25 protein-coding genes and 2 tRNA genes are annotated in these 24,787 nt (G+C 50.9%); 17 read left to right on the forward strand and 10 right to left on the reverse strand.

Translation table 11 applies throughout. From position 1 onward, the window contains the following. Window positions 1–6 precede the first annotated feature (6 nt). Window positions 7–174, reverse strand: coding sequence for a hypothetical protein (locus tag ABCO64_RS08625; protein WP_253460054.1), 168 nt, complete (start codon window positions 172–174; stop codon window positions 7–9). Window positions 175–978: 804 nt separating this feature from the next. Between ABCO64_RS08625 and ABCO64_RS08630 the strand changes: the two genes are divergently transcribed. The 3 genes from ABCO64_RS08630 to ABCO64_RS10975 all read left to right on the forward strand — a co-directional run bounded on the left by ABCO64_RS08630 (window position 979) and on the right by ABCO64_RS10975 (window position 2,319). Beyond that, complete coding sequence (locus ABCO64_RS08630; RefSeq protein ID WP_253460057.1) at window positions 979–1,704, forward strand: DUF1614 domain-containing protein; 726 nt, start codon at window positions 979–981, stop codon at window positions 1,702–1,704. A gap of 105 nt (window positions 1,705–1,809) precedes the next feature. Beyond that, window positions 1,810–2,049, forward strand: coding sequence for a hypothetical protein (locus ABCO64_RS08635; protein ID WP_253460060.1), 240 nt, complete (start codon window positions 1,810–1,812; stop codon window positions 2,047–2,049). 6 nt (window positions 2,050–2,055) lie between these two features. Beyond that, window positions 2,056–2,319 (forward strand): type II toxin-antitoxin system RelE family toxin, encoded by a 264-nt coding sequence (locus ABCO64_RS10975; protein WP_367227086.1) that lies wholly within the window; start codon window positions 2,056–2,058, stop codon window positions 2,317–2,319. A 65-nt stretch (window positions 2,320–2,384) separates the two neighbouring features. Here the strand turns inward: ABCO64_RS10975 and ABCO64_RS08640 are convergent, their stop codons facing one another. From ABCO64_RS08640 to ABCO64_RS08655, 4 genes are all read right to left on the reverse strand, one after another. Next, window positions 2,385–2,624: a hypothetical protein gene (locus ABCO64_RS08640; RefSeq protein WP_253460063.1), complete on the reverse strand. Its 240-nt coding sequence runs from the start codon at window positions 2,622–2,624 to the stop codon at window positions 2,385–2,387. Window positions 2,625–2,960: 336 nt separating this feature from the next. Further along, window positions 2,961–3,033: transfer RNA gene (locus ABCO64_RS08645), tRNA-Gln, on the reverse strand. Window positions 3,034–3,290: 257 nt separating this feature from the next. Further along, window positions 3,291–4,079 (reverse strand): thymidylate synthase, encoded by a 789-nt coding sequence (locus tag ABCO64_RS08650; protein WP_253460066.1) that lies wholly within the window; start codon window positions 4,077–4,079, stop codon window positions 3,291–3,293. 57 nt (window positions 4,080–4,136) lie between these two features. Further along, a complete protein-coding gene (locus ABCO64_RS08655) occupies window positions 4,137–4,409 on the reverse strand; it encodes a hypothetical protein (protein WP_253460069.1) in 273 nt (90 codons plus the stop codon). Window positions 4,410–4,608: 199 nt separating this feature from the next. Between ABCO64_RS08655 and ABCO64_RS08660 the strand changes: the two genes are divergently transcribed. Both ABCO64_RS08660 and ABCO64_RS08665 read left to right on the forward strand, forming a co-directional pair. After that, window positions 4,609–7,056: an MEMAR_RS02690 family S-layer glycoprotein gene (locus ABCO64_RS08660; protein ID WP_343089322.1), complete on the forward strand. Its 2,448-nt coding sequence runs from the start codon at window positions 4,609–4,611 to the stop codon at window positions 7,054–7,056. A 131-nt stretch (window positions 7,057–7,187) separates the two neighbouring features. Beyond that, window positions 7,188–7,373 carry a hypothetical protein gene (locus ABCO64_RS08665; RefSeq protein WP_253460075.1) on the forward strand — a complete coding sequence of 62 codons (186 nt, stop codon included), beginning with the start codon at window positions 7,188–7,190 and terminating at the stop codon, window positions 7,371–7,373. Between the two features lie 120 nt (window positions 7,374–7,493). Here the strand turns inward: ABCO64_RS08665 and ABCO64_RS08670 are convergent, their stop codons facing one another. Continuing rightward, the gene (locus tag ABCO64_RS08670; protein WP_256472527.1) at window positions 7,494–7,688 is read right to left on the reverse strand and encodes a type II toxin-antitoxin system HicA family toxin; all 195 of its coding nucleotides are present in this window, start codon (window positions 7,686–7,688) and stop codon (window positions 7,494–7,496) included. After that, complete coding sequence (locus ABCO64_RS08675) at window positions 7,672–7,887, reverse strand: type II toxin-antitoxin system HicB family antitoxin (RefSeq protein ID WP_253460078.1); 216 nt, start codon at window positions 7,885–7,887, stop codon at window positions 7,672–7,674. The genes ABCO64_RS08670 and ABCO64_RS08675 overlap by 17 nt, the downstream gene beginning before the upstream one ends. A gap of 260 nt (window positions 7,888–8,147) precedes the next feature. Here ABCO64_RS08675 and ABCO64_RS08680 point away from each other — a divergent pair, with 260 nt between their 5' ends. From ABCO64_RS08680 to ABCO64_RS08690, 3 genes are all read left to right on the forward strand, one after another. After that, window positions 8,148–9,686 (forward strand): AMP phosphorylase, encoded by a 1,539-nt coding sequence (locus ABCO64_RS08680; RefSeq protein ID WP_343089323.1) that lies wholly within the window; start codon window positions 8,148–8,150, stop codon window positions 9,684–9,686. 28 nt (window positions 9,687–9,714) lie between these two features. Next, the gene (locus ABCO64_RS08685; protein ID WP_253460084.1) at window positions 9,715–11,106 is read left to right on the forward strand and encodes a carboxypeptidase-like regulatory domain-containing protein; all 1,392 of its coding nucleotides are present in this window, start codon (window positions 9,715–9,717) and stop codon (window positions 11,104–11,106) included. Window positions 11,107–11,188: 82 nt separating this feature from the next. Continuing rightward, on the forward strand, window positions 11,189–14,059 hold the full coding sequence (locus ABCO64_RS08690; RefSeq protein ID WP_253460087.1) for a VWA domain-containing protein: 2,871 nt from the start codon (window positions 11,189–11,191) through the stop codon (window positions 14,057–14,059). A 34-nt stretch (window positions 14,060–14,093) separates the two neighbouring features. Here ABCO64_RS08690 and ABCO64_RS08695 read toward each other — a convergent pair. Then, a tRNA-Arg gene (locus ABCO64_RS08695) sits at window positions 14,094–14,165 on the reverse strand. Between the two features lie 96 nt (window positions 14,166–14,261). Here ABCO64_RS08695 and ABCO64_RS08700 point away from each other — a divergent pair. Then, window positions 14,262–14,702 (forward strand): dCTP deaminase, encoded by a 441-nt coding sequence (locus tag ABCO64_RS08700; RefSeq protein ID WP_253460090.1) that lies wholly within the window; start codon window positions 14,262–14,264, stop codon window positions 14,700–14,702. Beyond that, a complete protein-coding gene (locus ABCO64_RS08705) occupies window positions 14,689–15,648 on the forward strand; it encodes a DUF128 domain-containing protein (protein ID WP_253460094.1) in 960 nt (319 codons plus the stop codon). The genes ABCO64_RS08700 and ABCO64_RS08705 overlap by 14 nt, the downstream gene beginning before the upstream one ends. Here the strand turns inward: ABCO64_RS08705 and ABCO64_RS08710 are convergent. Beyond that, window positions 15,645–17,702: a hypothetical protein gene (locus tag ABCO64_RS08710; protein WP_253460097.1), complete on the reverse strand. Its 2,058-nt coding sequence runs from the start codon at window positions 17,700–17,702 to the stop codon at window positions 15,645–15,647. The two genes, ABCO64_RS08705 and ABCO64_RS08710, sit on opposite strands and share 4 nt — an antisense overlap. A gap of 231 nt (window positions 17,703–17,933) precedes the next feature. On the opposite strand from ABCO64_RS08710, the gene ABCO64_RS08715 reads away from it, so the two are divergent. Continuing rightward, the gene (locus ABCO64_RS08715; protein WP_253460100.1) at window positions 17,934–18,920 is read left to right on the forward strand and encodes a 5,10-methylenetetrahydromethanopterin reductase; all 987 of its coding nucleotides are present in this window, start codon (window positions 17,934–17,936) and stop codon (window positions 18,918–18,920) included. Window positions 18,921–19,021: 101 nt separating this feature from the next. Beyond that, window positions 19,022–19,966 (forward strand): galactose-1-phosphate uridylyltransferase, encoded by a 945-nt coding sequence (locus tag ABCO64_RS08720; protein ID WP_253460103.1) that lies wholly within the window; start codon window positions 19,022–19,024, stop codon window positions 19,964–19,966. 151 nt (window positions 19,967–20,117) lie between these two features. Here the strand turns inward: ABCO64_RS08720 and ABCO64_RS08725 are convergent, their stop codons facing one another. Further along, on the reverse strand, window positions 20,118–20,960 hold the full coding sequence (locus tag ABCO64_RS08725) for a F420-dependent methylenetetrahydromethanopterin dehydrogenase (protein ID WP_253460106.1): 843 nt from the start codon (window positions 20,958–20,960) through the stop codon (window positions 20,118–20,120). Between the two features lie 144 nt (window positions 20,961–21,104). Here ABCO64_RS08725 and ABCO64_RS08730 point away from each other — a divergent pair, with 144 nt between their 5' ends. The 5 genes from ABCO64_RS08730 to ABCO64_RS08750 all read left to right on the forward strand — a co-directional run bounded on the left by ABCO64_RS08730 (window position 21,105) and on the right by ABCO64_RS08750 (window position 24,781). Further along, entirely contained in the window at window positions 21,105–21,509 is a 405-nt protein-coding gene (locus ABCO64_RS08730) for a Tfx family DNA-binding protein (RefSeq protein WP_253460109.1), read from the forward strand. 523 nt (window positions 21,510–22,032) lie between these two features. Then, a complete protein-coding gene (locus tag ABCO64_RS08735) occupies window positions 22,033–23,046 on the forward strand; it encodes a 50S ribosomal protein L3 (RefSeq protein ID WP_253460113.1) in 1,014 nt (337 codons plus the stop codon). A 7-nt stretch (window positions 23,047–23,053) separates the two neighbouring features. Beyond that, window positions 23,054–23,803 carry a 50S ribosomal protein L4 gene (gene rpl4p / locus ABCO64_RS08740; protein ID WP_253460116.1) on the forward strand — a complete coding sequence of 250 codons (750 nt, stop codon included), beginning with the start codon at window positions 23,054–23,056 and terminating at the stop codon, window positions 23,801–23,803. Between the two features lie 4 nt (window positions 23,804–23,807). Beyond that, window positions 23,808–24,056: a 50S ribosomal protein L23 gene (locus ABCO64_RS08745; protein WP_253460119.1), complete on the forward strand. Its 249-nt coding sequence runs from the start codon at window positions 23,808–23,810 to the stop codon at window positions 24,054–24,056. An 11-nt stretch (window positions 24,057–24,067) separates the two neighbouring features. Then, a complete protein-coding gene (locus tag ABCO64_RS08750; protein WP_253460123.1) occupies window positions 24,068–24,781 on the forward strand; it encodes a 50S ribosomal protein L2 in 714 nt (237 codons plus the stop codon). Window positions 24,782–24,787 lie beyond the last annotated feature (6 nt).

A 24,787-nucleotide genomic window follows, 5' to 3' on the forward strand; every position in this document is an offset into this window, starting at 1 on the left:
CAACCATTATTTTTGTTGCAGGAGCTCCTTTTTGAGCCTGAGGTGCTCCTCAAGTCCGGCTTTGAGGTTTAGAATTGCCTGCTCTTTTGTGGTTCCCTGATCCGCGACATGCGTGAGGTGATCAATAGCAACGTAGCATTTTCCTTCCCTGTGGATTGTGATTCTGGATTTCATGTCCGGGTTCATTGATAGTATCTGTAATTGTCAGGTCTTTGTGGTATCATTCAGAAGTAGTTCTGTGAATACATGACTGGTATTCTCCTTGGTGTGCTCAATACTCTTCTGGTTGCCTCTTCTGGCTGCTGTTGTTGTGGCTGTGGTTTTTTTCCCCTCAATCTCCCACAAGTCCCTGATGGGATTTATCTGTTTTTTGCTTTATTTTGGCTTTAATTAAGGGTTTCCGGCTTAAAGGTACTCTTAATCGCATGGGCTGGCTAAGGGCTGTAAATGTGTCTATAAACTATATGTAGGTTTATGATGCAATCGGAGAACCGGATGTCGTCCCATTCTATTCAAACCTTAATTGCTGACTGTCTGGCATCTGCGGCTTGCAGGTTCTTTCTTTGTTCTTCTTTCTTCTGTGCTCTTCGCCTGCCGTGTCCTGCCCCGCCCTGCCCTGTCGTATCCTTCTTTTTTGCACGTTTCCCCTGCGCTGTACTTGCCTTGAATTGCTGTTGCCCCGGTTTTGCTTCCGTTCTTCGTCCTGGTGCTCTCTCTTTTCTTCTCCAATCAGCCCTTCCCTTCCCTTCCCTTTCCTACCGTCCTTCCCTTCCCTATCTCCATTCTCTCCTCTCCTCTCTTTTCCCGCCGCGTGTATTCGCCCATCGATAACCTAATAATGGGGGTGATGCAAGAGAATGGATGACGAGAGTATGCGGATCAATGATCAATGATCAAGAATCAAGAGTAAAGGATCAAGGATAAAGAAAAAAGCATACAATAAAGATAAAAATAAAAATAAAAAGGATTTGTCTGTCCATGTCGCGTTATGTCTTCTTCAACCCATTCTCCATTCTGATGGTGATCATCCTCTTTGCTGCCCTCATCATCCTGATACCGTTTCTCTTCCTCGGGATTGTCGGGGGAGCCCTGACAAATCTTGGGCTTTCCTGGCTCCAGGCAATCGGGCTTCTCATCCTGATTCTGATAGGCAGCCTGGTGAATGTCCCGGTGACAACCATCCGTGAGGCGGCCGGTGAACCTGTAAAACGCCCCGAGGGCCGCCAGTTTGCACCATCTCTCTATGAGAACATGTACCGGGTGCAGCCACCTGCACGGGTTACCCAGATTGCGGTGAATCTTGGCGGTGCGGTGATCCCGGTTCTGTTATCGGCATACCTGCTCTTCTATGCCCTTTTTGGCATTGGAGATCTGGGTCTTGCTATCCGTTCTGTCATCGGGGTGCTGGTGGTTACAATCATCGTGCACCGGTATGCCCGCCTGATCCCCGGTGTCGGAATAGGGACACCCTTCTTCCTGCCGCCGCTTGCAGCTCTTGCCTGTGGTATCCTGCTTGCAGGGGGCTTTGGGCTCTCTGCTGCCATCATCGCCTATACAAGCGGCACACTCGGGACGCTCCTTGGAGCAGATCTGCTGAATCTCAGGAAGATTGGATCACTTGGAGCACCTGTTGTATCCATCGGGGGTGCAGGGACGTTTGATGGGATCTTTTTGTCAGGGATTATCGCGGCGTTTCTGGCGTGATGTTTTGCAAGAGATTATTGCTTGATAAATTTGGATTTATTTAGCTTCGTTTTTTACAAATTGTTATGTATAACCTTAATGTATTATGGACTCTTATAAATCATTATGGCACAAGGGATGACTACCATAGAGATCTCACGATCTGATAAAATGAAGCTCGATAAACTCCGTCGCTATCCAAAAGAACCCTATCGTCTGGTTATTCACCGTCTTCTTGAAGTGGCGGAGGATACTGAACCTCTTACAGGTGAGGAGATTGCCGAGATCCGGGAATCTCTCGAAGAGATCGAAAGAGGTGAGTATGTTACACATGAGGAACTGAAGCGCGATCTGGGGTTTGAGTGATTCAGTGTGATTTTTACTCTTCGCTATTCGAAAAAAGCTCAAAAGGCTATTAAAAATTTGTCTGCAACGGATGCCCGGCGAATAGTGGGGGCTCTTGAAGATCTTTCAGAAGAGGAAAGGCCGGAATTGTTTGTGAAACGTCTGACTGACTCTCCATTGTATTCTCTCAGGGTTGGTGTATATCGGGTGATTTTGTCAATCAGTCATGATCAATGTGTAATATTAGCATTGAAGCTAGCTCATAGGCGAAATGTCTATAGTAATCATTAATCTGTGCTCTTTCTTTCTTTGTAACGGTTGAGATGTATTTCAGTGCTTCATCACTGAATACAATCTCATACATCGGGAAAAGCCTCGTCAATTGAGTGATATCTGCCCCGCTTATCAACTGCCTTCAAATGATTCAGTACTTTCTCAACATCCCAGTTTTCATCATCTTCAGATACCTGGAGTGCCTGATCTGCCATCTCAGAAATAAGGGAATCGTATGTCTGGTTACTCTTGCGCAATTTTGAGAGCTTCATTCTGGTCTCAAGGCTTATTGATAGTGTTGTCCTGGTGCTATCAGACGCCATACCTTATCATTGATAGTGAGGACATCGTTATAGTTTTGTTGCCAGTTCTAAGATTGGTTGAGATGGTATTCGGCTAATAATCAAACGCAGAGAAACATCCTGTGATCCTTCATCTGGCTCTGAAGGCCCTTTCGACTTTCTATAACTCTTGTGTTTTCCTTGTATCGTCTCCTCTCTCTTCTTTTGTTATCATCTCTTCATAAACTCACATATGGTTTATGCTGGGTGCAAGGGTAATGCCTCTCCGGTTGGTAAATCTTATTAAAGAAACGCTATTTTGCAGTTTAAAATGTATTTTAAAGATTTTAATGGTGAAAAAGAAAAAGTAAGAAGAAGTAGTCCGGAGCAGATTCGAACTGCTGTCGGGGGATCCAGAGTCCCCCATGATTGACCGCTACACTACCGGACTATTGTGCCATTATAGGTGATTCCTGATAACTAATGAACCTGACGGAAACCATAGCCCCGCCGAGTGCCGTTTGTGGATCCTGATCGCCAGATCCCGCATACTGGCCAAAGAGCCCATGACGGTCTCATAAAGTTTCCTTGATCCTCTCATGCTCCTCTTATATTCTCCACATATTCATCTCATACTCTTCTCATGTATCTCTCATGATCTCCTGATTTTAGGGGCCGAGCCCGGCAGGTTCAGGTCCAGGTTCAGGTTCAGTTCCGCCTGGCAAGGCTGCATCCCCTGCATGCAGAACAGACGATCTCACGTGGTTTAAAGTGTGCTCCTTCCCCGCAGAAAGGCAAAATATCAGCTACGTCCCGGCGGTAGTAGATATGCGGGACAAGCGAGATGTGCGTATAGGCACCCGGTTTAACGCCGACTGCGTCTGCAATATACTGCTGGAGCCGTGCGAGTGCGTACATATTTGCACCCGCAGCACTGAGCATATCGTTTGACCGGAAGACGACCTTCATATCAAGGACTGGGCCGCCCTCCCCATCCCGCATCACGCACTGAACGAGCTGAAGGCAGGGGCAGTCATCCAATATTTCATCCACCGGGGGATTCCAGGTGACGGCGACTGCCCGCCTGCTTGCCGGTTCCTGCTTCAGCTTCTCTATAATATAGTGTATCTGGTCTGTGTGGATGGCTGCATTAATCTCTGTATGTGACTCTGTCTGGCTCTCTTCCTCCGCTCCATTCCCTGCTGCACGGGTGAGGCCCTGGCCCCAGTCAAAGAGGCGGGAATGGTAGTCGTATTCAAAGACGGCATCAGATCCTTTGATCAGGTCATCAGCATAGCAGTCCAGAAACGATCTCCGAAACCGCGACTTCTCACTTGCCATCGGCTCTGCAAACGGGTTCTCCACCCGGAGCGCGATCTCGTCTGTCTCAAGTGTTGCTTCACCGTTCTCGGTCAGCCGCTCCCGCCCTTTCTCAAGGATGTGGGCGATTACGAGTTCGTGTGCACGGCCAAGGGTTGCCGCACGGATTATCTTCATGAATGAATTGTATGTATCCGAGGCTAATGATAATGTGGGATCTGATTGATTGATGCGTCATATATGGATTCTGCTGCTTCCATCAGGATCTGTCATCAGGATCTGTCGCATCCGCCGCTTGAATCCGTCCTGCATCATCCCTCGTTTTACGTCCTGATTCTGCATCCTTTTTGCATTCGTTTTGCCCGCCGGACGCGGCATGACAAGCGCGAAAGCAGGGTAATCCTGGGTGCGGGGGGTGCGCTTCTCCACTGCACTGCTGTTATGCCGGATTCGCAACAATCGTTCGAGAAGTCTGCGTTCACCTGGGATCATGATTCCATATTGCATTGTCCGGCGACTTTTTCGTGTTTTCCATGAATACATCAGGAGAACTGCACCGGGTTCAACCACAAAGGCTATATTAACTGCTCGTCTAAAATAGGAGTATATTCCGTTGATCGGAGTATAATCCTTGCAGAACGGGGATTCGGCAAATGTCGAACTCCTGAATCGCATGTTGATTGTAAGTAATGTATGGAGGAAACACATGAAAAACACAACGAAGTTGATGGTTGTTGCCATGGCACTCCTGCTTGCCGCTTCACTGCTGGTTCTCCCGGCAACAGCGGCACGTGGGGATGAAATCAGAAATATTTCGGATGGCGCCACCATCTTTGTTTGGGAAGAAGATCTCAATCTGACTCCCATTAATAAAACTGGAGGAGTAGTAACATCGCTCAACAAATATGTTGATGATGACACATCCAAAGCACTTGTCCATGAAATCCCTGTAGATGAACCAGATGGTTTCGATGTTCTTGAATCACTTGTAGATGGGCATTATGGCGTTTACTATGTAGAGACGCGTGTGGGTGGTACTGGTCCAGCCGCTTATTCAGAAACCATCAGAATCCGCAAGCCCGTAATGACTGCGGATGCGGTTTTAACTGAGTCTGTAACAAGTTCTATAGATGGTGCTACAATTGCAAGAACTTCTAATATTACGTTCAGAATTGATGCGCCACTAGTTGGTCCATTATACAAAAACAATGATGACACTCAGAATGCAACCGCAAAAATTGAGTTTACAACACCTGCCGATGGTATAACCACAAGATTTGGTGGTAAACTATTTGAGGGCATTCATGTGAACAAATCACAGGTTTTCACTGATTTCGTCGTTCCTTCGGCTGAGAGTGCAGGTACATACACTGCTGTTGTGAAATGGGATGATGTGCCAACGAGCTTTGACAACTACGCACCCAACTCAAACACAATGACGTTCACACTCACTACCAAGGTAGTATCCATAACGTCAAATCGTGACTCTGTTATCCGAAACAACAATTTTGCCGTGACAATCACTGGCGAGTCACTGAAAGACTACTATGTTTACATCGAGAATCCAGCTGATCAGACTGCAAAGAACCCAATGTTCCGTCCAGATCAGCCTAAAGTGAACTCCAGTCAAGCGGCCTTAACTCAGATGGATGACTATACTGATCCAAAACTGACTAACTTCAAGAATGTATCTGGCACTGGTGCAATCCTTGAAACAAGCGCTGCTGGAACACGCACTGCTGAATTCAACACAACCGGATCAACAGACGCCAAGACTTACACTATCCGTGTTGTCGATGCTGAAGACCCTGGTAAGTATGACACCGTCAAAGTAAGGGTTGAAGAGGGTGACATCACCATCACAGCAGACGGTGACCGAACCTTCTACCTTGGTGAAGAGATTACGTTCTCTGGAACAAACACAGATACTAATAAAGTCTGGCTCTTTGTAACCGGACCCAACCTAAACAGGGATGGTGCCTATCCGTACGAGGTGACTGAGTCGGTTGATAAATCTGATCCAGGTACTTTTAAGGAAGTAGATGTTGAAGCTGATGATACCTGGGAGTGGAAATTTGACACTCAGCGGTTCAATGTCGATGCTGGAACATACACCTTCTATGCACTGACTGAAAAGGAAACCCGGGCAGGACTCTCCAATGTGAAGTACGATACCGTATCTGTCGTTGTCCGTCAGGGCTTCCTCTCATCCAGTGTATCACAGTCAACTGTTGCAAAGGGTGACTCACTCTTTATCCGCGGAACTGCCCAGGGCAACCCAAGTGAGGTTGCTGTCTGGATCATCGGTCCAAACATGATAAAGAGCGAAAGAGAAACTGTTGAAGATGATGCATCCTTTGAGTATGAACTGAAGAGTGACTCTACAAAGGATCTCGCTGCAGGCCAGTACTTCGTGGTTGTCCAGCACCCAATGGGCAATAACAAACTGGATGTTGTCCGAACTCAGGCTGCTGCTCCAACAGTTGAAGATTGGGTTGATGGTGAGCATGTCCGTATCAGAGGTACAGAAGAACTGACTGGAACAAATGTCTTCAAGGTACTTGGAACAGACCGTCTCCAGGGACCACACGCTGCCCAGGCACTCATTGACCTCCTGAACAACCAGAATGTCGATGACACCTACAACAGGCTGACCTTCCTGGTTCAGGAACCCTGGATCAGAGTTGACGCAATCAGCGACAAGTATGTCGGCAGCACGTTCACCATCACCGGAACAACCAACCTCGGTGTTGACCACGAACTGCTTGTTGACATTAAGTCATCTGCGTTCGAGCCAGCCGACAAGGCTGTAACCGGTGAATTCTACGGAGACGCTGGTACCATCAAGGTCGTCGAGGGTGACGCAGGCTACAACACCTGGTCATTCGAAGTCGATGCAACCGCATTCAAGCCTGATGAGTACATCGTCATCGTTGAATCCATTGAAGCAGACACAACCACAACCGCAAACTTCAACGTCCTTGAGGGCGTTCCGGCAACACCGACACCGGAGCCGGTAGACCCAACACCGACACCGGAGCCAACCCCGGTTGAGCCAACCCCGGTGCCAACACCTGAAGCCCCAGGATTTGGAGCACTTGTTGCGATTGCTGGTCTTGGTGCGGTAGCGTTCCTCGTTCTTCGCAGGGACTAAACCAACCCAAACCTAACTTTTCTTTTTCTTTACAAAACAGCAAATCAGGGACGCAAAAGCGTCTGCTATCCTTTCAGAAGCAAAAGTCCCGATTAAATGAACCAGTTTTCTCAATAAACTGCGGTATTCTCATGAAAGCTCCAAAACTGATGCCTCTCAAAGGAGATGTCGTGGAATATCTCTTCTGTATACTCAAACGTGAGATGACGTTTTCAGAATGTATTGAAGAGATGGTTGAGAACGAAAAGAAACGGCGTCTTGTTGAAGATATCAGACAAATACAGCATACAGAAGATCTCGTGGAACTATTCTGTTGAAGTACCCGGGTTGGCTCAGGTGAAGCAGCGTTGGATGCTTTCCAAGCTCTGCCGGAAAAACCCAGACATCTCATAACTGACAAACTCAAATAACGAACAACTATCACGATGTATCCTTTTTCAGAGTAGTTGCTGAAACTGTTCCCTGGAAATACCGGCCTGAGACAATATTGTCTGAAGTGTCTTTGGTGCAAGAATCTTTCCGGAGTGAACCGGGACTGTGATCAGAATTCCACGTTTTTCATGATGGAGATAATGATGGCTTCCCCGGATGCCAACGAGTTCATACCCATCTATTTTAAGATATAGGAACAGTTACTTCAACAGGAATTGGTCTGCCAAGCTTCCCGGCAACTTCAATGTAGCCTGCTATTGCCTCTTCGATATGACGTAATGCCTCTTCCCAGGTTGATCCCTCACTAATGCATCCCGGAAGGAGGGGTACTGAAACTGTATATCCTCCGTCTTCATTCTTTTCCATGAGTACGGTATAGCGAAGATGTGTCTCTGGCATACGAACGTCCAACTCTCCGTGTTGAATCATTGCATCCAGCACTATTAAAGCCATTATGGCAAAGCCTGAGTATTACTCCGCCTCTCCCTCTTCCAATAATTCCCACGTCTCTCCTCCTCAACCAACCAAGTAAAAAACCAGTGACTTTCCCGGCAACCCTTATCCCTCCCGGCAACCAGATCCTGTATCATATACCGGAAACTCACACCGGAACCATATACCGGAACCAAACACCGGAAACACCGGGGGTATCTATAGAGATGGTCAGACTCACAGGAAAAGTGCTTGATATCGAATACCGGGGCGTCCTCCTCAACCGGGAAGATGCCCGCACCATCGGCGTCCTGGACGGCGATCGTGTTGAACTGGTCAATGAAGAGAAGAAAACTGCTGCCCAGGCATTTGTCACGACAACCGCAACCATGCTGCCGCAGGGAACAGCAGGCGTCTACCAGGTGACAAACCGGCGCCTGGAACTCGAAGGCAGTGAACAGATCGAGATCCGGGCTGTCGGCAGACCGGCATCAATCGACTTCATCAAGAAGAAGATGGACGGCGGCAGACTCACCATGGAAGAGACGCGGTCAATCGTCCGCGAGATCGTTGATGACACCCTCTCCCCCGGTGAAGTCAGCGCCTACATCGTCGGCACCTACATCAACGGCCTTGACATGGACGAGATCGAGTATCTCACCCGTGCAACTGTTGCAACCGGGGACCAGCTCTCGTTTGCGTCCCGCCCGATAGTCGACAAGCACTCAATCGGCGGCGTCCCCGGCAACAAGATCACCCTTCTTGTCGTTCCGATGATCATGGCAGCAGGTCTGAAATGCCCAAAAACCAGCTCACGAGCGATCACCGGTGCAGGAGGAACAGCAGACCTCATGGAAGCAATCGCTCCTGTCACCTTCACCGCAAGCGAACTCCAGGCAATGACTGAGAAAGCAGGCGGCGCAATCGTCTGGGGCGGCGCAACCAACATCGCTCCCGCAGACGACAAGATTATCCTCTACGAGTACCCCCTCAAGATCGATCCGCACGGCCAGATGCTCGCCTCCGTGATGGCAAAGAAATTCGCTGTCGGCGCAGACCTTGTCGTCATCGATATCCCGGTCGGCCGTGACGCCAAGGTCGCTTCCATTGACGAAGGCAGAAAACTTGCCCGCGACTTCATGGAACTTGGAGACCGGCTTGGCATGAAGGTTGAATGCGCCCTCACCTATGGCGAAACACCAATCGGCAGATCTATCGGTGTCAATCTGGAAGTTGCAGAAGCACTCTCGATCCTGAAAGGATTGGATACCCCGGACTCGCTCATCCAGAAGAGTGCGGCAATCGCTGGCATCGCACTTGAGATGGCGGGCAAGGTGCAGGCAGGAACCGGCACTGACGCCGCACTCGATCTCCTCAGGAACGGCAAAGCAGACGCGATGATGCAGAAGATAATCGAGGTGCAGGGCGGCGACCCCGGCGTCACCGCAGATGATCTCCCGCCGGGCGATCATGCATTCACTGTCAATGCCCCGGATACCGGCTACGTTATCGAGATGGACAACCGGGCGCTGATCACCATCGCGCGCGCAGCAGGCGCCCCCCACGACCACGGTGCAGGTATCCTCTTCCACAAAAAACAGGGCCAGCACGTGAAGCGGGGTGATCCCATCTTTACCATCCATGCAGACCGGAGCTGGCGCCTCCAGAAGGCGCTGGAAGAAGGCAGGCGTCTCATGCCTGTTGCCGTGGAAGGCATGCTGATCGATCGGATACCTTCACAACACTGGCGGCAACCGATGAACTAATAGGCAAGAAAAGAAAAGTAACCTGTATATGCATTCACTTCGGATAGTTGTTGCTCTTATCCTGTTTCTGTCGATGGTGGCAGCAGCACAGGCTGTTGTCACTCTCAACATCTATGTGGAGGATGCCCGTGGTGACCCGGTTCATGATGCCGCCGTCTATGTGGGTGATAGCTATATCGGCTCCACCAGTTCTGAGGGCTGGATCTCCTATACGCACTCCGGCACATCCAGTTTCCGCCTTCGGGTTGCCAAAAGCGGCTATGAGAGCCGTTCCGTAACCGTCCAGAGATCCGAGACAACCCGGACAGTCATGCTCGAACAGAGCTCGGTTATCCTGACGGTGCTCGTCTATGACGAGAATATTGCACCTCTGAAGGATGCCATCGTCCGGGTTGTCGGCCCGTCATCTGAAAAGACAGAAGATACGGGCTCCGACGGAAAAGCCGTATTCTCCCTTCCCGATGGGAGTACCTACGAGGTATACATCACCTCGCTTGATTACCGGGATACAGAAACCTCTGTTCAACTCTCAGGGTCAAACCGTGAGATCTCGGTTGTCATGGAGCGGGGTGACCGGTTTGCGTTCCGTGTCATAGACGATGAGACACAGGATCCGGTGAGCGGCGCAGAGGTTCTTGTTGATGGGCGATCAAGGGGCACAACCCGTGACGACGGCGTTCTCTCCTACAACCTCAGGAAAGGATATGAATATCTGATCACCGTAAAAAAGCCGGAATACGAGGCCTATTCGATGCGCCAGTACATCACCGGTGATCAGCAGGTTCTGACCATACCTCTCCAAAAAGCGTATCATACATCATTTGTATCAGTCTTTGACACCGATAAACGGGTTGTTGAAGGCGCAGATGTCTTTATGGACGGTACCCTGCTCAGAAAGACTGACAGTTACGGCCGTGCATCACTTGGCAAACTCACAACCGGCACCTATCATCTTGAGATCAGAAAAGCCGGATTTGAAGATTATAGCGAAGAGATCACTGTTTCTGAAGATTCAATGGATTTCATCGCAAACCTTGCATATTCTGCAGTTCCAATCCGGGTGCATGTTCAGGATTCATCACATGCAGTCATACCGGGAGCAACAATAACTGTCAATGAAGAGAATAAGGGGACAACTGACGAGAGCGGGCTTCTCTTCATCTCCTTGAACCCGGGCAGGGACTATTCGATTGCCGCAGACAAGGACGGGTATCACCAGGCAACGATCTCCCACACCGTTCCGGTGGGCGGCAAACAGGATTCTGTGACCATCACGCTGAAACGATCAATCAATTTCCTGGTAATAGGGGGTGCTGCCGGGGCAGTCATCCTGCTTGCCTTTGGTCTCTACTTCATGAAAGGCAGGATCAAAACCAGGACGCCGAAATCAGGGTCTTCAAAGCGATATAAGCAATGGTAGGTTGTAAAAAATCTAAAATCTCTCAATTTATCGTTTTCAGACTTTCCAAAGCTATATAAATAATAAGGTTTGAGTATACTCAATGGCGCCGACGCCAATCCACCTTCTCATTGCACTGCTGGCACTCCTCTTCCTTGTGAGCCCGGCCGCTGCCATTCCTGACACCATCCATCTTCAGTCAGATACGGAGTGGCTCACCGCCGGGTCATCAGCATATGCAACCATAACCGCGACCATCAGCAACGGCACGACCCCACTCCCGGCAATCCCGGTCACCTTCTCTCTTGATGATCCCACAATGGGATCACTCAGTAGCGCCTCGACATCAACAACTGGTGAAGGAAAGGCAACTGTGAGGTTTACCCCGGCAACCCAGAGCGGCGATGCCGTCATCAGGGTCTCTGCCGGATATGATTCCAAAGAGTCCGCAATACTCCAGAAGATCGATCATGCCGAACCTGCAAACATAACCGATCCCGTGTACCAGCACGAGGCGACTGTCGGGTCTCGTGCTGAGATCTCAGTCGGGATGAGGGATGCCTATGGAAACCCTGTTGATAACCGGCGGGAAGCAGCCCTTGGCATCTCTCCGGAGAGTATAGCTCTCACGGTCACCTCTGCCGGAGGAAACGCAGGCTTCCTGACACCTGAGGGCAACAAGACCACAATTACTGTCCCTGTGGATGACAGGGGCGCCATCACCGCCTCCCTCCAGCTCGATACCTACCCGGGCGATCACATCATCAGTATCGACCCCTCGCCGGACGGTATCGCAACCAGGTGGATCACCATCAATGCGATTGCAGATGCCGTGCCGCATGATCTGAGCTATGTCGTCACTCCGGTCACCGGAACAGCCCCTGCAGACGGGGAGGCCATGTTTACCATCCGCTACTACTTCACAGATGAATATGGGAATCCTGCTGGTGCGCAGGCGATCAACTACCGTATCACAGGACCTGCAGAGACACAGGAAGACACCTTCACGACAAGCTCCCTTGGTGAGATTGTACTGACCTATGGCCCCGTACTGACAACAGGGACATATGAGATCACCTGCTCTCCGGCAGACAACCCGGCTCTCCAAAAGACCCTCCCCCTGACATTCCATAGCAGTGAACCTGTTGCTATGCTTCTCACCGCAAACCCGCTGATGATTGCAAGCCGTGACGCAAAACCTGATACCAGGGCAGATATCAGGGCAAAAGTCATCGATAAACGCGGCCATCCGGTTGCTGGTGAAGAGGTGACTTTTACAGTACTCCCGGGTGCAACAGAAGGCTATCTCCATGATCCAAAACTGCATGTTGTCAATGCAGTAACAAACGAATACGGCTTTGCAACCGCCAGCTTCTATCCAGGTGACTTCACACAGGACTGGACATGTGACTCCTTCAACCCAAGAGCTGCCGGAGAAGCGACCATCCATGCAGAATGGATGGACAAGGAGGACGAGGTCACCATAATCTGGAAGAACTATCCTTTCCTCAGTATCAGCACCATGATCGAACCCGAGACGGTCAGGGTTAATGAAACCATTAACGTGACGATGCAGATATCCGGAGATGGCTGGTTTCTCCAGTCCGGGAGCAGGGTGGATGTTGTCCAGGTAATCGACTCTTCAGGCAGCATGAGTGCGGGTGACATCGAGCCTAATCGGTTGGATGCAGCACAATCGGTCACACATGAGTTTGCTGACATGATCATGGACCTTGCCGGGAACCGTGTTGCGATCTTTTCATCTGCCAACACCATCACCCTCGAACAGGAACTCACCTATGAGAAGACCCTGATAAACCAGGCAATTGAGCGCTTATCATCAGGTGGGAGCGGCAGACTCATGCGGGCAGGCTGCTACCAGGCAATTCATCATCTGGAGTTCACCAGCCGCCCGGGCGTGGTGAAAGCAGTCATCCTGCTTGGAGATATGAACAGCTGGAATCCCAAAGGCAACCATCTTGGAGATGAATATCACTTTGATAACCTCCTCGCCTATGCAAACGAGCATGATGTCCGGATCTATACGGTTATGCTCGCAGCAGACGAATCATCAAATACCTACCAGTTGTCTGCGAACTTCTCTGAAGCAACCGGTGGCAGGGCATTTAACGCCCAGAACTACATGGATCTGATGGAAGCCTACCTGCAGATAACAGAGGAGCTCTCCTATGAAGCAGGGGTCAACACGACAATCGATCTCTCCCATGAAAACGTGAAGGTCAACCAGGCAGACCACCCGGGAGGCGATGTCTTTGAATATGTCCCGCAGACTGTGATTACAAACCGGTACTACAATGGAACTGTCACCAGAACAGAGCTTGATCAGACCGATGACTGGAGGGGAATCACTCCTCCGGCAGCGAATGCCCCTGCACACAGCCTCTTCTTTGATATCGGAACAATTTATCTTGGTCAGGTTTGGGAGGCACGGTATCAGCTCAGGGTCTTACAGGAGGGAACAATTGAGCTATTCGATCCACGGTCAGCGGTCTCATTTGAAGATGCGCCTGAAGATGGCCAGCAGCTCCAGACGGTCTATATCAATGCACTTCCCGGGATAGAGGAGATTAAACTGCAGGATCTCCCGCTTAGGATCAACAACCTCAGATCAACAGCAAGCCAGTCGGTAACCGATATTCTTCCGATAACCTGGGAGATCACCTATGGTGGTGACGATGATGCCACCCAGCATATCCAGTATACAATCGTTGATCCGATCGTATTTCAGAGATTCAACTATGCCGGCCCATATGACTGGCAGACGGCAACAACCCTCACGACACCGGGTCCGGTAGTTGGGCAGAAGATGACCCGCGATATCAATGTGGCTGATCGCCACGGCGTCTGCCTCATCCGCATCCGGGCATCAGCACCCGGCACACCTGACGATACCGCATGGATGCACGTTCCGGTCGGCCGGGCATCAGCTGAGTCATTCATTAAAATTGAATAAAAAAGGGCATAATCAATATGAAAAAGAGTGAAAGCGGATCCACCGGGAATCGAACCCGGGTCCTTGGGTTCGAAGCCCAAGAGGATATCCTCTACCCCATAGATCCACGCTTGTGTATACAGATGTGACTGTATATTATATAGCACTGTGCCGCACGGTCTCTTCCGGCATTCTTTTTCTTCTCATCCACCCATTACTGATCATGATCTTATCTGCGGCAGTGATCAAAAGCAGGCTTGCCGATGACAGCAGAAACGGCGATCTCGTGATCCGCCCATTCGGACAATCCTGCCTCCAGCCCGCCAGTTATGATCTGAGAGTTGCTGACGAGGCTCTGCTCATCCGGGGGCAGTGTAATCTTGTCCCAACCCTTGAATGGGTGGAGCTCCCCTCAGACATCGCCGCCACACTACGCACCAGATCATCCTTTGGGCGGCGCGGCATTCTCCTTGGCGCAGGATATGTGGATCCCGGGTTCCGCGGACAGCTCACCCTCTGCTGCACCAACATGGGTACAGATGACATTCTTGTTGCAGAAGGAGATCGGATCGTCCAGATGATCTTCCATGCAGTCGATGGAGGAGACGAAGTCTACACTGGCAGGTACCAGGATAGCAGCGGGGTTGTCCATGCGAGAGAGTGATCCCGGAACCGAGCGGAAATGCCTGGAAATTCTTCGTATACTGGGCGAATCGCGTGAACCGATGGGGGCAAAACACCTCTCAGAGCGGATGGCAGAACAGGGCTTTATCCTCTCTGACCGTGCTGTCCAGTATTATCTCCATCACCTGGATGAGGTTGGTTTTACCAAAAAGATTGGAAACCGCGGACGGGTGCTCACAAAACTCGGCATGGCAGAGAGTGAAAGCGCACTTGTTGGAGACCGGATAGGTTTTGTCATCGCCAAACTTGAGCGTTTGGCCTTCAGGAGCACATTCAACCCCGACACCTGTACAGGCGATGTCGCGTATAACCTCTCCTTTGTCAGAAACGACGACCTGGACAGGGTTCGCCAGTCTTTTGACGAGGTCATCTCATCAAAACTCGGCTTCTTCAACACCTATGCCGAATCCGAAAATGACCCCCGTATCCCAAAAGACCATACCGGCATCATCACGGTCTGCAGCATCACAATGGATGGAATCTTCCAGCATCATGGCATACCTGTCAGGATGGCATACGGCGGGTGTCTCAATCATACAGGCGGGACCCCAGCCCGCTTTCTCCACCTGATCGGCTACCGGGGCACAACCCTTGATCCTCTTCAGCTGTTCATATCTGCCGGCATGCCCTCAATAGGCGAGTACATGCAGACGAAAAACGGTGTCTGCCTTGCCAATATCAGGAACATCCCCCAAGGCGCGGTTCAGTCAGCTGAGGAGATCATGGCTTCCATGCGGAAGAACGGCTTCCACCTGCCAGCTGCAGTCGGATCAGGGATACTTGGCATTCCCCATGAACCCTACCAGTCGTCTATCATCATCTACAGCGGCATGAACCTGGTCGGCCGGGCATATGAATCAGGTATCAGGATCAAAACCGAGATAGGCGCAGGAACACTGCCGATAGCACGTATTCTGTCTGGCTAGATCCAGGTGATCCCGCCATCGCCCTCTTCCGGCTCGTTCTCTGATCCGGATCGCTCACCGATAACAACAAACTTGGATCTGCCTTTTATCCCATCCCGGGGGCGTGGATGGCTGTGAGGTGTCCGATCCCCTCCCACACTGTCCTTTGGGGTGGGGTGGCCGCCAATACGCAGGTGTGCACCCCCTCCTCCTGCGTATGCAGAATCACTGGGTCGTTTCGCAGAATCTGGTGCAACACCCTTTCCCATCAGGACATCGTCACGCGGACGGGATGCTCTTCTATGGATAGTGATGGCTTCCCCATCAAAAGCCCGATCATCGGGGCGGGAGAAGTGTGACTTCAGGGCTATTGCCTTTGCCTCAAACGTATCATCCCTTGCCCTGATGTTCTCGGGGAGTGAGAACGGCCCATCAGTTGTGTCAGGGGGCATCCTGCCCTTCTCAACAGGTGTCTGCCCAATACGGATCGCCTGTGGATCCATTGTCCCGTCACGTGGCCGGATCCCGCCACCCACAGCTGTCTGGCGTGATATATCTGCAACTTCTGTTGCCTGCCTGCCGGGAAGTGTTATCTTTCTGGCGGGAGCACTATCCTCTCTTTCGGGAAGTGAAACCTCACCACCCGCAAAAACACCATCGTCTTCCACGGGATGATAGACCGGCGAACCTTCATCTGCCACCGGGGTCGGGGCTACACCAGTATCCTGCACAAACTCAACCCGATCGTCCTGATCTTCTGCTTCCCAGACATTCTCCTGCTGCAGGAGCGCAGCCCGCTCAGCCCGTTCTCTTGCTTTCCGCTCCAGCTCTTCCCTCTTCTGGAGTATCTCCTCCTTCTCCCGCCTGCTCTCCTCATGGCGGATCATCTCTTCCTCCATCTCTTCGAGATGGGCTTGCCGGATCTCTCTGAGCTCGTTGATACGGGGAATATTTTTGATCCCTGCCAGCACGATGATCACGCCGACATATTTCGTGTTTATCACGGGATAATCGCCAGCCCGCATCTCAAGGCCGGTGATATTTCTGTCGATCCATTTCCGCACGTTCTGGAATCCCTTCATCGAGAGCTCATCTGTTGGCCCTGCAATCAGGACAAGTGCCTTCTCAGCGCTCGTCAGATCGCATGGAACCGAGATCTCCTGGTATATCGCCCGTTTGGCAAGTTCAACAACCCGTGATGCACGCATGTGCCCTTCTTCAAAAGATGAATGATTTCTCCGGAATTTATTGAGAAAACAAAACTTTGGCCTTGAGATGATCTCTGTCGAATACCCGATGGCAACCATCCCCATTCCGGCGATGGTATTGATCACCTCACCCGCATCAAGAACGACTTCAGCAACCGGTTTTCCCCCCTCAACAAACTCACCAGCCCTGAGAAGAAGCCCGAAGCGCCGGGCAAGCCTCTCATTTAAAAGCCGGTTTGCTTCGCGGGGGTTCAATGAAGCCGTATCCGGATTTTGTTCCAGAACTGCCTCATCATCCTGTTCCGGATCATCTGTCTCATCATCAAAACCGTCATTCTGAATCCGCTCAAGCCTGAGCATCTCGGTCGCAATCTTCCGGTACCAGGTCTCGTTATCAAAGAGAATACAGCCGTCGACAACCGGCTCGATCACATCTATCTGATCAGCTGCCCGTGCCGAGATCCGTTTCCCTTCATTTCTGAGGGGAAGGGTGAGGATAGTAATCACCGGCTCATAGAATGAATCACGTATCTTTTGGACAATGAGCGGAACCGCGTCAGCATGCCGTCCTCCAAGCCCGGTACAGATAATTACAGCATCAATCTCGATGGTTGTGCTCTGCTGAATATGCTGGATCATCTCGGCAATATCCAGGATCTCGCCATCAGCTGCCATGTCATCTTCATGAAAAGAAGGAAGGACGATCCGCTCGGAATGGGGAATATGCCGGAGCTCCCTGATACTTGATATATCAGTATCTATTGCTAATGTCCAGACACTATGCGTTCCGCTTCGTGTGTCATGTTCATGGAGGGTGTCGGCGATCCGCGATCCTGCTCCGCCAAGTCCGATGATGAGCGCTTTCATACGGGACAATCCACCTCTGCAGAAAAAACCCGGATACTATTCTGCATGGTACAAATAGTATTATCCCCAGAACATAAAGCCTTTCAGTTCTTCCTTCCTGATCCTTTAGCCAGATTTTCAGTTTCTTCCTCATTTCCAGGAACTTATTTTCTACCTGGAACCACTGCCCCAAAAGTAAATGATAATGATTATAAGCATGTGTGTGAAAATACACACTGAGGTGAAATTACCTTGAGCTATGGAATTGAATTCGTGCCTGGAAACCTCTCTGTCAAGCAGGTAGTAAACTACTGCAAACTTGCAGAGACGAAAGACATCGACTATGCCTGGATCACCAACCACTACAACAATCGTCACTGTTACCCGATTCTTGCTGCCATTGCGCAGGCAACTGACGAGATAAAGATGGGACCTGGCATCATGAACGCCTTTACCGACACACCAGCGGCAATGGCCTCGTTCTCCTGTACATTAAACGAGATTTCAGATGGACGTGCAATCCTTGGTATCGGTCCGGGTGACCTGTCCACACTCCCAAAACTCGCAATTGACCCCTCAAAACCCGTCAGCAAACTCAAAGAGGCTGTCATTCAGATCCGCGCACTCTGTGCCGGAGAGGAGGTTAATAAACAGGGTCTTGAGTTCTTCGACTATGACGGTGCAAAACTCACCGGTGTCCAGCTCCCCGGCAAGAAGGGAATCCCGATCTACATCGGTGCCCAGGGGCCAAAAGTCCTCGAACTTGCAGGAGAAATGGGTGATGGCGCGCTTATCAACGCATCAAACCCAAAAGACTTCGAAGCAGCAATCCCGATCATCAACGCAGCATGCGAAAAGGTCGGCAAGAAGAAATTCGACATTGGTGCCTACACCGCCATCTCAGTTGATGATGACGTAAAGAAAGCGCGCAATGCAGCCAAGATCGTTGCTGCCTTCATTGCAGCAGGATCGCCACCGGCAATCCTTGAGCGCCACAACCTTGACATGGGCAATGTTGAAAAGATCAAAGCTGCACTTTCAAAATTCGACTTTAAGACCGTTGGAGGCCTCGTTGGCGATGCAGAAATTGATGCATTCACCATTGCAGGAACTCCGGATGACGTCAAACAGAAATGTGACGACCTGGTTGCATCCGGTGTCACACAGGTCATCTTCGGATCTCCACTTGGACCTGACATGGTCAAATCGATCCGTCTCCTCGGCAAGTACGTTGTATAAGCAGGTCATTTGTATAATCTTCCTGATCGTCAGGAAAATTCATACATCTCTCACATTTTTTTTTCAAAAATCTTTAAAGCGTTATCTGATAATGGTGTAGTGTGTCCCTCTTCTCCTGTATTGAGATCCACTCCGCACCCTCGCCCATCCAGTACCGGAGGGAGTATGCAACCGGTCTCTGCTGCCGCATAAGCCCGTATAGGGGTGTCAGGGGGATAAACGCACACATTGACTCACTCGCATACCAGTATGAGGCAGCTGGCTGCCCTTTCTGCAGATCACAGATCTTTGAGGCAACAGAACCCTTTTCAGATGGAGAGTGGATAACCCGGGGAGAGAGCGTCACGCTCCCAAACCGTTACCCGTATGCCGACCTGCATACCGTCACTATCATCACCGAAGCGCATATGGCGCCATCATTTTCTGCCCGCCAGCTCTCAGATGCTCTTGCTGGTTCAGCCACATCTCTTGTAGACTATCCGGGCTACCCATCCATCAACTGGAACTTCCTACCCTCTTCCGGCGCAAGCCTGCTCCACCCGCATCTCCAGGGTATTGCTGATCCAATGCCCACCGCACTCTGCATGCGCTATCTTGAGGCATCTGCACACACAGCAGACGGGGATTACTGGGAACTCTTCTGTGAAGAAGAACTCCATGGAAGCAGGCATCTCTTTGGGGAGTTGCTTGGAGAAGAACCAGTCTGGTTTGCCTCACCTGTGCCAATTGGCGAATGTGAGATCCGGGGCATCCTCCCGGTCAGGACAATCGCAGAGTTTCTCTCGATAACAGACAGGTTTGCAACTGATCTCGAAAGAATCATCAGCCTGTACCGGGGGCTTGGATTCTATGCCCTGAATATGGGTATCTTCTTCCAGAAGACCGGATCGTCTGGTGAGAGAGGGATGCATGCATTCTCTTCGATAATTGCACGAATCAATCCAAACCCGGATGCAATCAGTGACTCGGCTTTTATGGAGCGTATATCGGGAGAACCAATTGTCATGACACTCCCAGAAGATATTCCCGGATATCTTAATCCCTGAAAGCAACCGCAAAAGAAATCAGGTTGCAAAAATTCCGGGCAGGCAGTCCGGATTCCCCCCCTCCTCGTCAGAAGGAGGTATGCACAGAACGCTGCTGAAAGCAGCAGGCTCGTTGAAGTAAACAACTGAAAAAAAAGAAAGAAAGTCTGGTTTACTCAGGCTTGGTGATCAGCTTCGTCTTTGAGACGCGGACGCCGTCTTTCTTGTGGGGCTTCCGGATGACCGAGTCTCCGGCCTTCTCAAGCTCACGTGCCTCTTCACAGAGGATAGCAGCAACCCGCATCATCTCGTGTGCAGATGAAACGATCGGGATGTACTTCTCCCACTCTTTGGTCATGAAGCAGCCCTTGACATTGACGTCTGCGACAGCCTGTGCAATCTCGTGTGCTGCACGTGCTTTTGAAAGTGCATAGGGGTTGACAAACTCGCCGTCGACTGCCCTGTCGCTGGTGACAACAAGCTTTGGAAGAACGAGGTCTGCACCCTTCTTGCCTGCCTTCACCTGGTCGATGACCTCGTCAAGTGCCAGCTGGAGTTTGGTGAATGCACCGGTGAGGGAAAGAACCTTCACAAGGTTACCGTTGAAGTCTGCCATCTCGACGGGGTCAAGGAACTCACGGCGGGCACCGATCATGGCGTCAGCCTTCATGATGATGTAGCCGAAGTTGCTGGCTTTCAGGCCCTCGAACTTCTCCTTCTTTGAGGTTATGTCATCAGTGATCACAACAACCGGGATGCCTGCCTTTGCAAGTTCCTCACGTGCGCTTGTTGGTCCGGGGAGTATGCCGTTTGGTGAGACAACAACACAGAAGTCAGGTCCCCATGCCTTCATGTTGGAGACGACACGGTCGATATCATCGGTCTGCATCTTTGTTCCGGAGGTTGCCATGAAGCTTTCCATGTCTTCACGGTCTGCACGCTCGTCAAGGAGCAGCTCAGCCATGACACCTGAGGCGATATTGCCGAGTTTTGCTATGCCTACTTTTACTACCATAGAACTAACACCTCTCAAATATTTGAGAACACTTCTTTTTTGATAAAAGGGCATATAAACATTTTGAAACTGCTTTTCATACCTGCCAAAAAAAAGTTCCTGTTAGGTAAAATGTTTAAACTTTGAAGTGAAATATAATACTTTATGAAAGAAGATCTCCTTACCGAGAGGCAGAAGGAAGTCCTCAGGTATCGAAGACAGGGGATGACCCAGCAGCAGATAGCCGATCTCATCAGGACCTCAAAAGCAAATGTCTGCACGATAGAAAAATCTGCAACAGAAAATATCAGGCGGGCACGGGAGACGCTTGAGTTTGTGAACACCCTGGATGCAAAAGAACTCTGCACGATTACGGCTGAAGAAGACCTGCTTGATGCAGTCAATACCATATATGAGGAAGCCGAGCGCTTTGGCATCAAGGTGCGGTATGATACGGTGACTCTTATTAATCGGGTAAAAGCAGCAAACCCAGAGAAGATCCATGCCCGGTATATCCAGGATTCAATCCAGGTCTATATCAATGAGAAAGGCGACCTCTTTTTTGAATAGCCCTGGCAACACCACTCCCAAAACCCAATCACTTTTATAAGCTCTTCCTGTCAATATATTAGGAAGCCAGATCAGGCTGTCACAGAATGAACCAGGTTTATGCCGATTCATTCTGCGCGAAGAGATCAACCGGCTCTGCTGTTTTCAGGATAGTAACCGGTACATGCGTGCGAATTATTCGCAGGCTGACGACCATTAGCAGGTCTGATTGACGCGCCGGGCCAACGCACTGTCGAGCCCATTTTCCGGTATCCGGGAAGCGCGCTTAGGGTCAGGAACTCTTAAGAGAGACTGGGAATCCCGTTTGTGGGATAAAAAATGACAGTTCTTGAAAGGACGTGCTCTTGAATAATACAACAGGGCCTCCGTTCTGGAAAAATCGAGCTGGTCTGATCCAGAGATCCTCTTATCCTCCGGCCAACGACTCCCGCCTGTATGCCGTCAAGGTATGGCAGCTGCGGTGTAGAACGGTCTTTTCAGAGAAAAGACATCAAATATCAAGATTTGAAGGATTGAAGAATACATGCCGAGAATTCACAGGCCACGTTATGGTTCACTTGCATTCAGCCCCAGGAAACGAGCCAGGAGTGAAGTTCCTAAGTACAAATCCTGGCCAAAATACAATGGCACACCGGTACTGCAGGGATTTGCGGGATATAAGGTTGGCATGACCCATGTCATCATGATCGACGATCACAAGAGCAGCCCAAGTGAGGGGAAGGATATCATGATCCCCGTGACGGTTGTCGAGGTCCCGGCCATGAAGGTCGCTGCTATCCGCGCGTACCGGAAGGACACCTATGGAAAACACCCGATGACCGAAATCTGGGCAGAGAAGCTCGAAGACGGTCTCTCCGAGCGGATTACGGTACCAAAGAACCATGACCGCACCCGGGCAGCACAGGTAATCTCTGATGCTGTAGCAGCAGACAGTGTCGAAGAGATCATGCTTCTGATGCACACCACGCCTGAGATCATCTCGGGGATTCCAAAGAAAATCCCCGATCTCATGGAAATCCGTGTTGCCGGCGGCACAGTCGCCGAGCGGCTTGAGTATGCACAATCTCTCCTTGGACAAGACGTTGACTTTGCGTCTGTCCTTGCTGAGGGAGCGTATGCGGATATCACCGCTATCACCACCGGGAAAGGAACCCAGGGCGCGGTAAAACGCTGGGGTATCAGTATCCGGAAGCGGAAACATTCCCGGGGTGGGAAGAAACGCCATATCGGGACACTTGGTCCATGGACACCTCACCATGTCCGCTGGCAGGTTCCAAATGTCGGCCAGATGGGATACCAGCAGAGAACCGAATACAACAAGCGCATCATCAAGATCGGTTCAGAGACAGACGAGATAAATCCCGAAGGCGGATTCCTCCACTATGGTCTTGTCCGGAACAACTATGTGCTGATCAAAGGATCCATCCCCGGGCCCTCAAAGCGTATTATCAGGTTCCGCCCGGCGATCCGGCAGGGAGAACACAAAGTCAGGGTTCCGGCTGTCGAATATGTCAGCCTGGAGAGCAAACAGGGGTGAATGAGAGATGAAAGCAGAGGTAAAATCACTTGAAGGCTCTTCCCTGAGGGAGATCGAGCTTCCGGACGCTTTTCTGACACCATACCGCCCCGATGTCATCAAGCGGGCGGTGCTGGCACAACAGAGCAGGCGCTACCAGCCCCATGGCACAGATCCGCTTGCAGGAATGCGGACATCTGCTACCGGCTGGGGATCAGGCAGGGGCGCAGCCAAGATTCCGCGTATCAAAAACGGATCCCGTGCAGCCCGTGTTCCAAACGCACGCGGTGGACGTGCATGCCACCCACCGATGGCAGCAAAAAAACTTGTTGAGAAGATTAACAAGAAAGAGAAAGTTCTTGCGATCCGCTCAGCCATTGCAGCAACTGCAAACCCCGAAATCGTCAGGGGAAGGGGCCACCTCTTTGAGCAGGATGTAGTCAGCATTGTTGAAGACACCTTTGAGACACTTGGACGCACGTCTGATGTCATCTCTGTTCTTGAAGCGCTTGGTGTCATGAACGATGTAACCAGGTCAAAGCTGAGCAGGAACAGAAAACCCGGCAGGGCAACCCTCAGGGGAAGAGGCCACAAGCAGAGGAAGAGCATCCTGATCGTTACATCAGACACTCCTCTCCGTGCAGCATCAAACCTGCCCGGCGTGGACGCGGTTAGTGTTCGTGAACTGAGTGCAGAACTCCTTGCACCGGGCACGCACGCAGGCCGTCTTACGCTCTGGACAGAATCTGCAATAAAGCGGCTCTCGGAGGTGAACTGAGATCATGGTTCTTCATCATCCATCAGTTACGGAAAAATCAATGGCGACACTTGAACGCGAGAACAAACTCGTCTTCATTGTCAGAAAAGAAGCCAGTAAGGAGATGATCCGGCGAGACGTCGAGAACACCTTTGGAAAAGACGTCACCAGTGTACGCACACAGATGACGAACAAAGGGGATAAAAAGGCGACTATCAGCTTCGAGGACGATAAAGCCGCAGAAGAGATCCTGAGCCGCCTTGGAATCGTGTAGGTGAAGTTGAGATGGGACATCGAATCAGTAGTCAGGCGCGTGGAAAAGGCGGTCCGTCATACCGCGCTCCATCACATAAATACAAATCAGACCTCCGCCACCCTGGCAAAGGCAATCTGAGGGTGAGTGCAACGATCATCGATATCACTCATGATCCCGCACGCCACGCACCGATCGCCCTTGTCAGGCATGAGAACGGCGAGAAAGCCCACCACCTCGTCACCGAAGGTATGGGCATCGGCGATGTGCTGGAATGGGGGCTGGGTGCAGCAGTACGAAATGGAAACACCCTCCTTCTGAAGGACATCCCGACCGGTGCTGCGGTCTGCAACATCGAGGCAAGACCAGACGACGGCGGGAAATTTGTCCGTTCAAGCGGGGTGCAGGCACTTGTCATCGGAAAATCCGAAGACAGGGTCGGCGTCAGAATGCCAAGCGGCGTCATCAAATGGTTCAACAGCCACTGCCGCGCCACAATCGGTATCGTCGCCGGTGGAGGCCGCGGAGAGAAGCCTCTTGTCAAAGCCGGAAAGGCCTTCCATAAGATAAAATCGCAGGCAACAAAGTGGCCGCGTGTCCGTGGTGTTGCAATGAACGTCATTGACCATCCGTTTGGAGGTGGAAACCACCAGCATACAGGCAGGCCAAAGACGGTATCGCGTGGAACGCCACCAGGGCGGAAGGTCGGGCATATTGCCCCGAGGAGAACCGGAGCAAAGAGGTGAATCAGA

The sequence above is a fragment of the Methanocalculus natronophilus genome, assembly GCF_038751955.1.
Taxonomy (GTDB): domain Archaea; phylum Halobacteriota; class Methanomicrobia; order Methanomicrobiales; family Methanocorpusculaceae; genus Methanocalculus; species Methanocalculus natronophilus.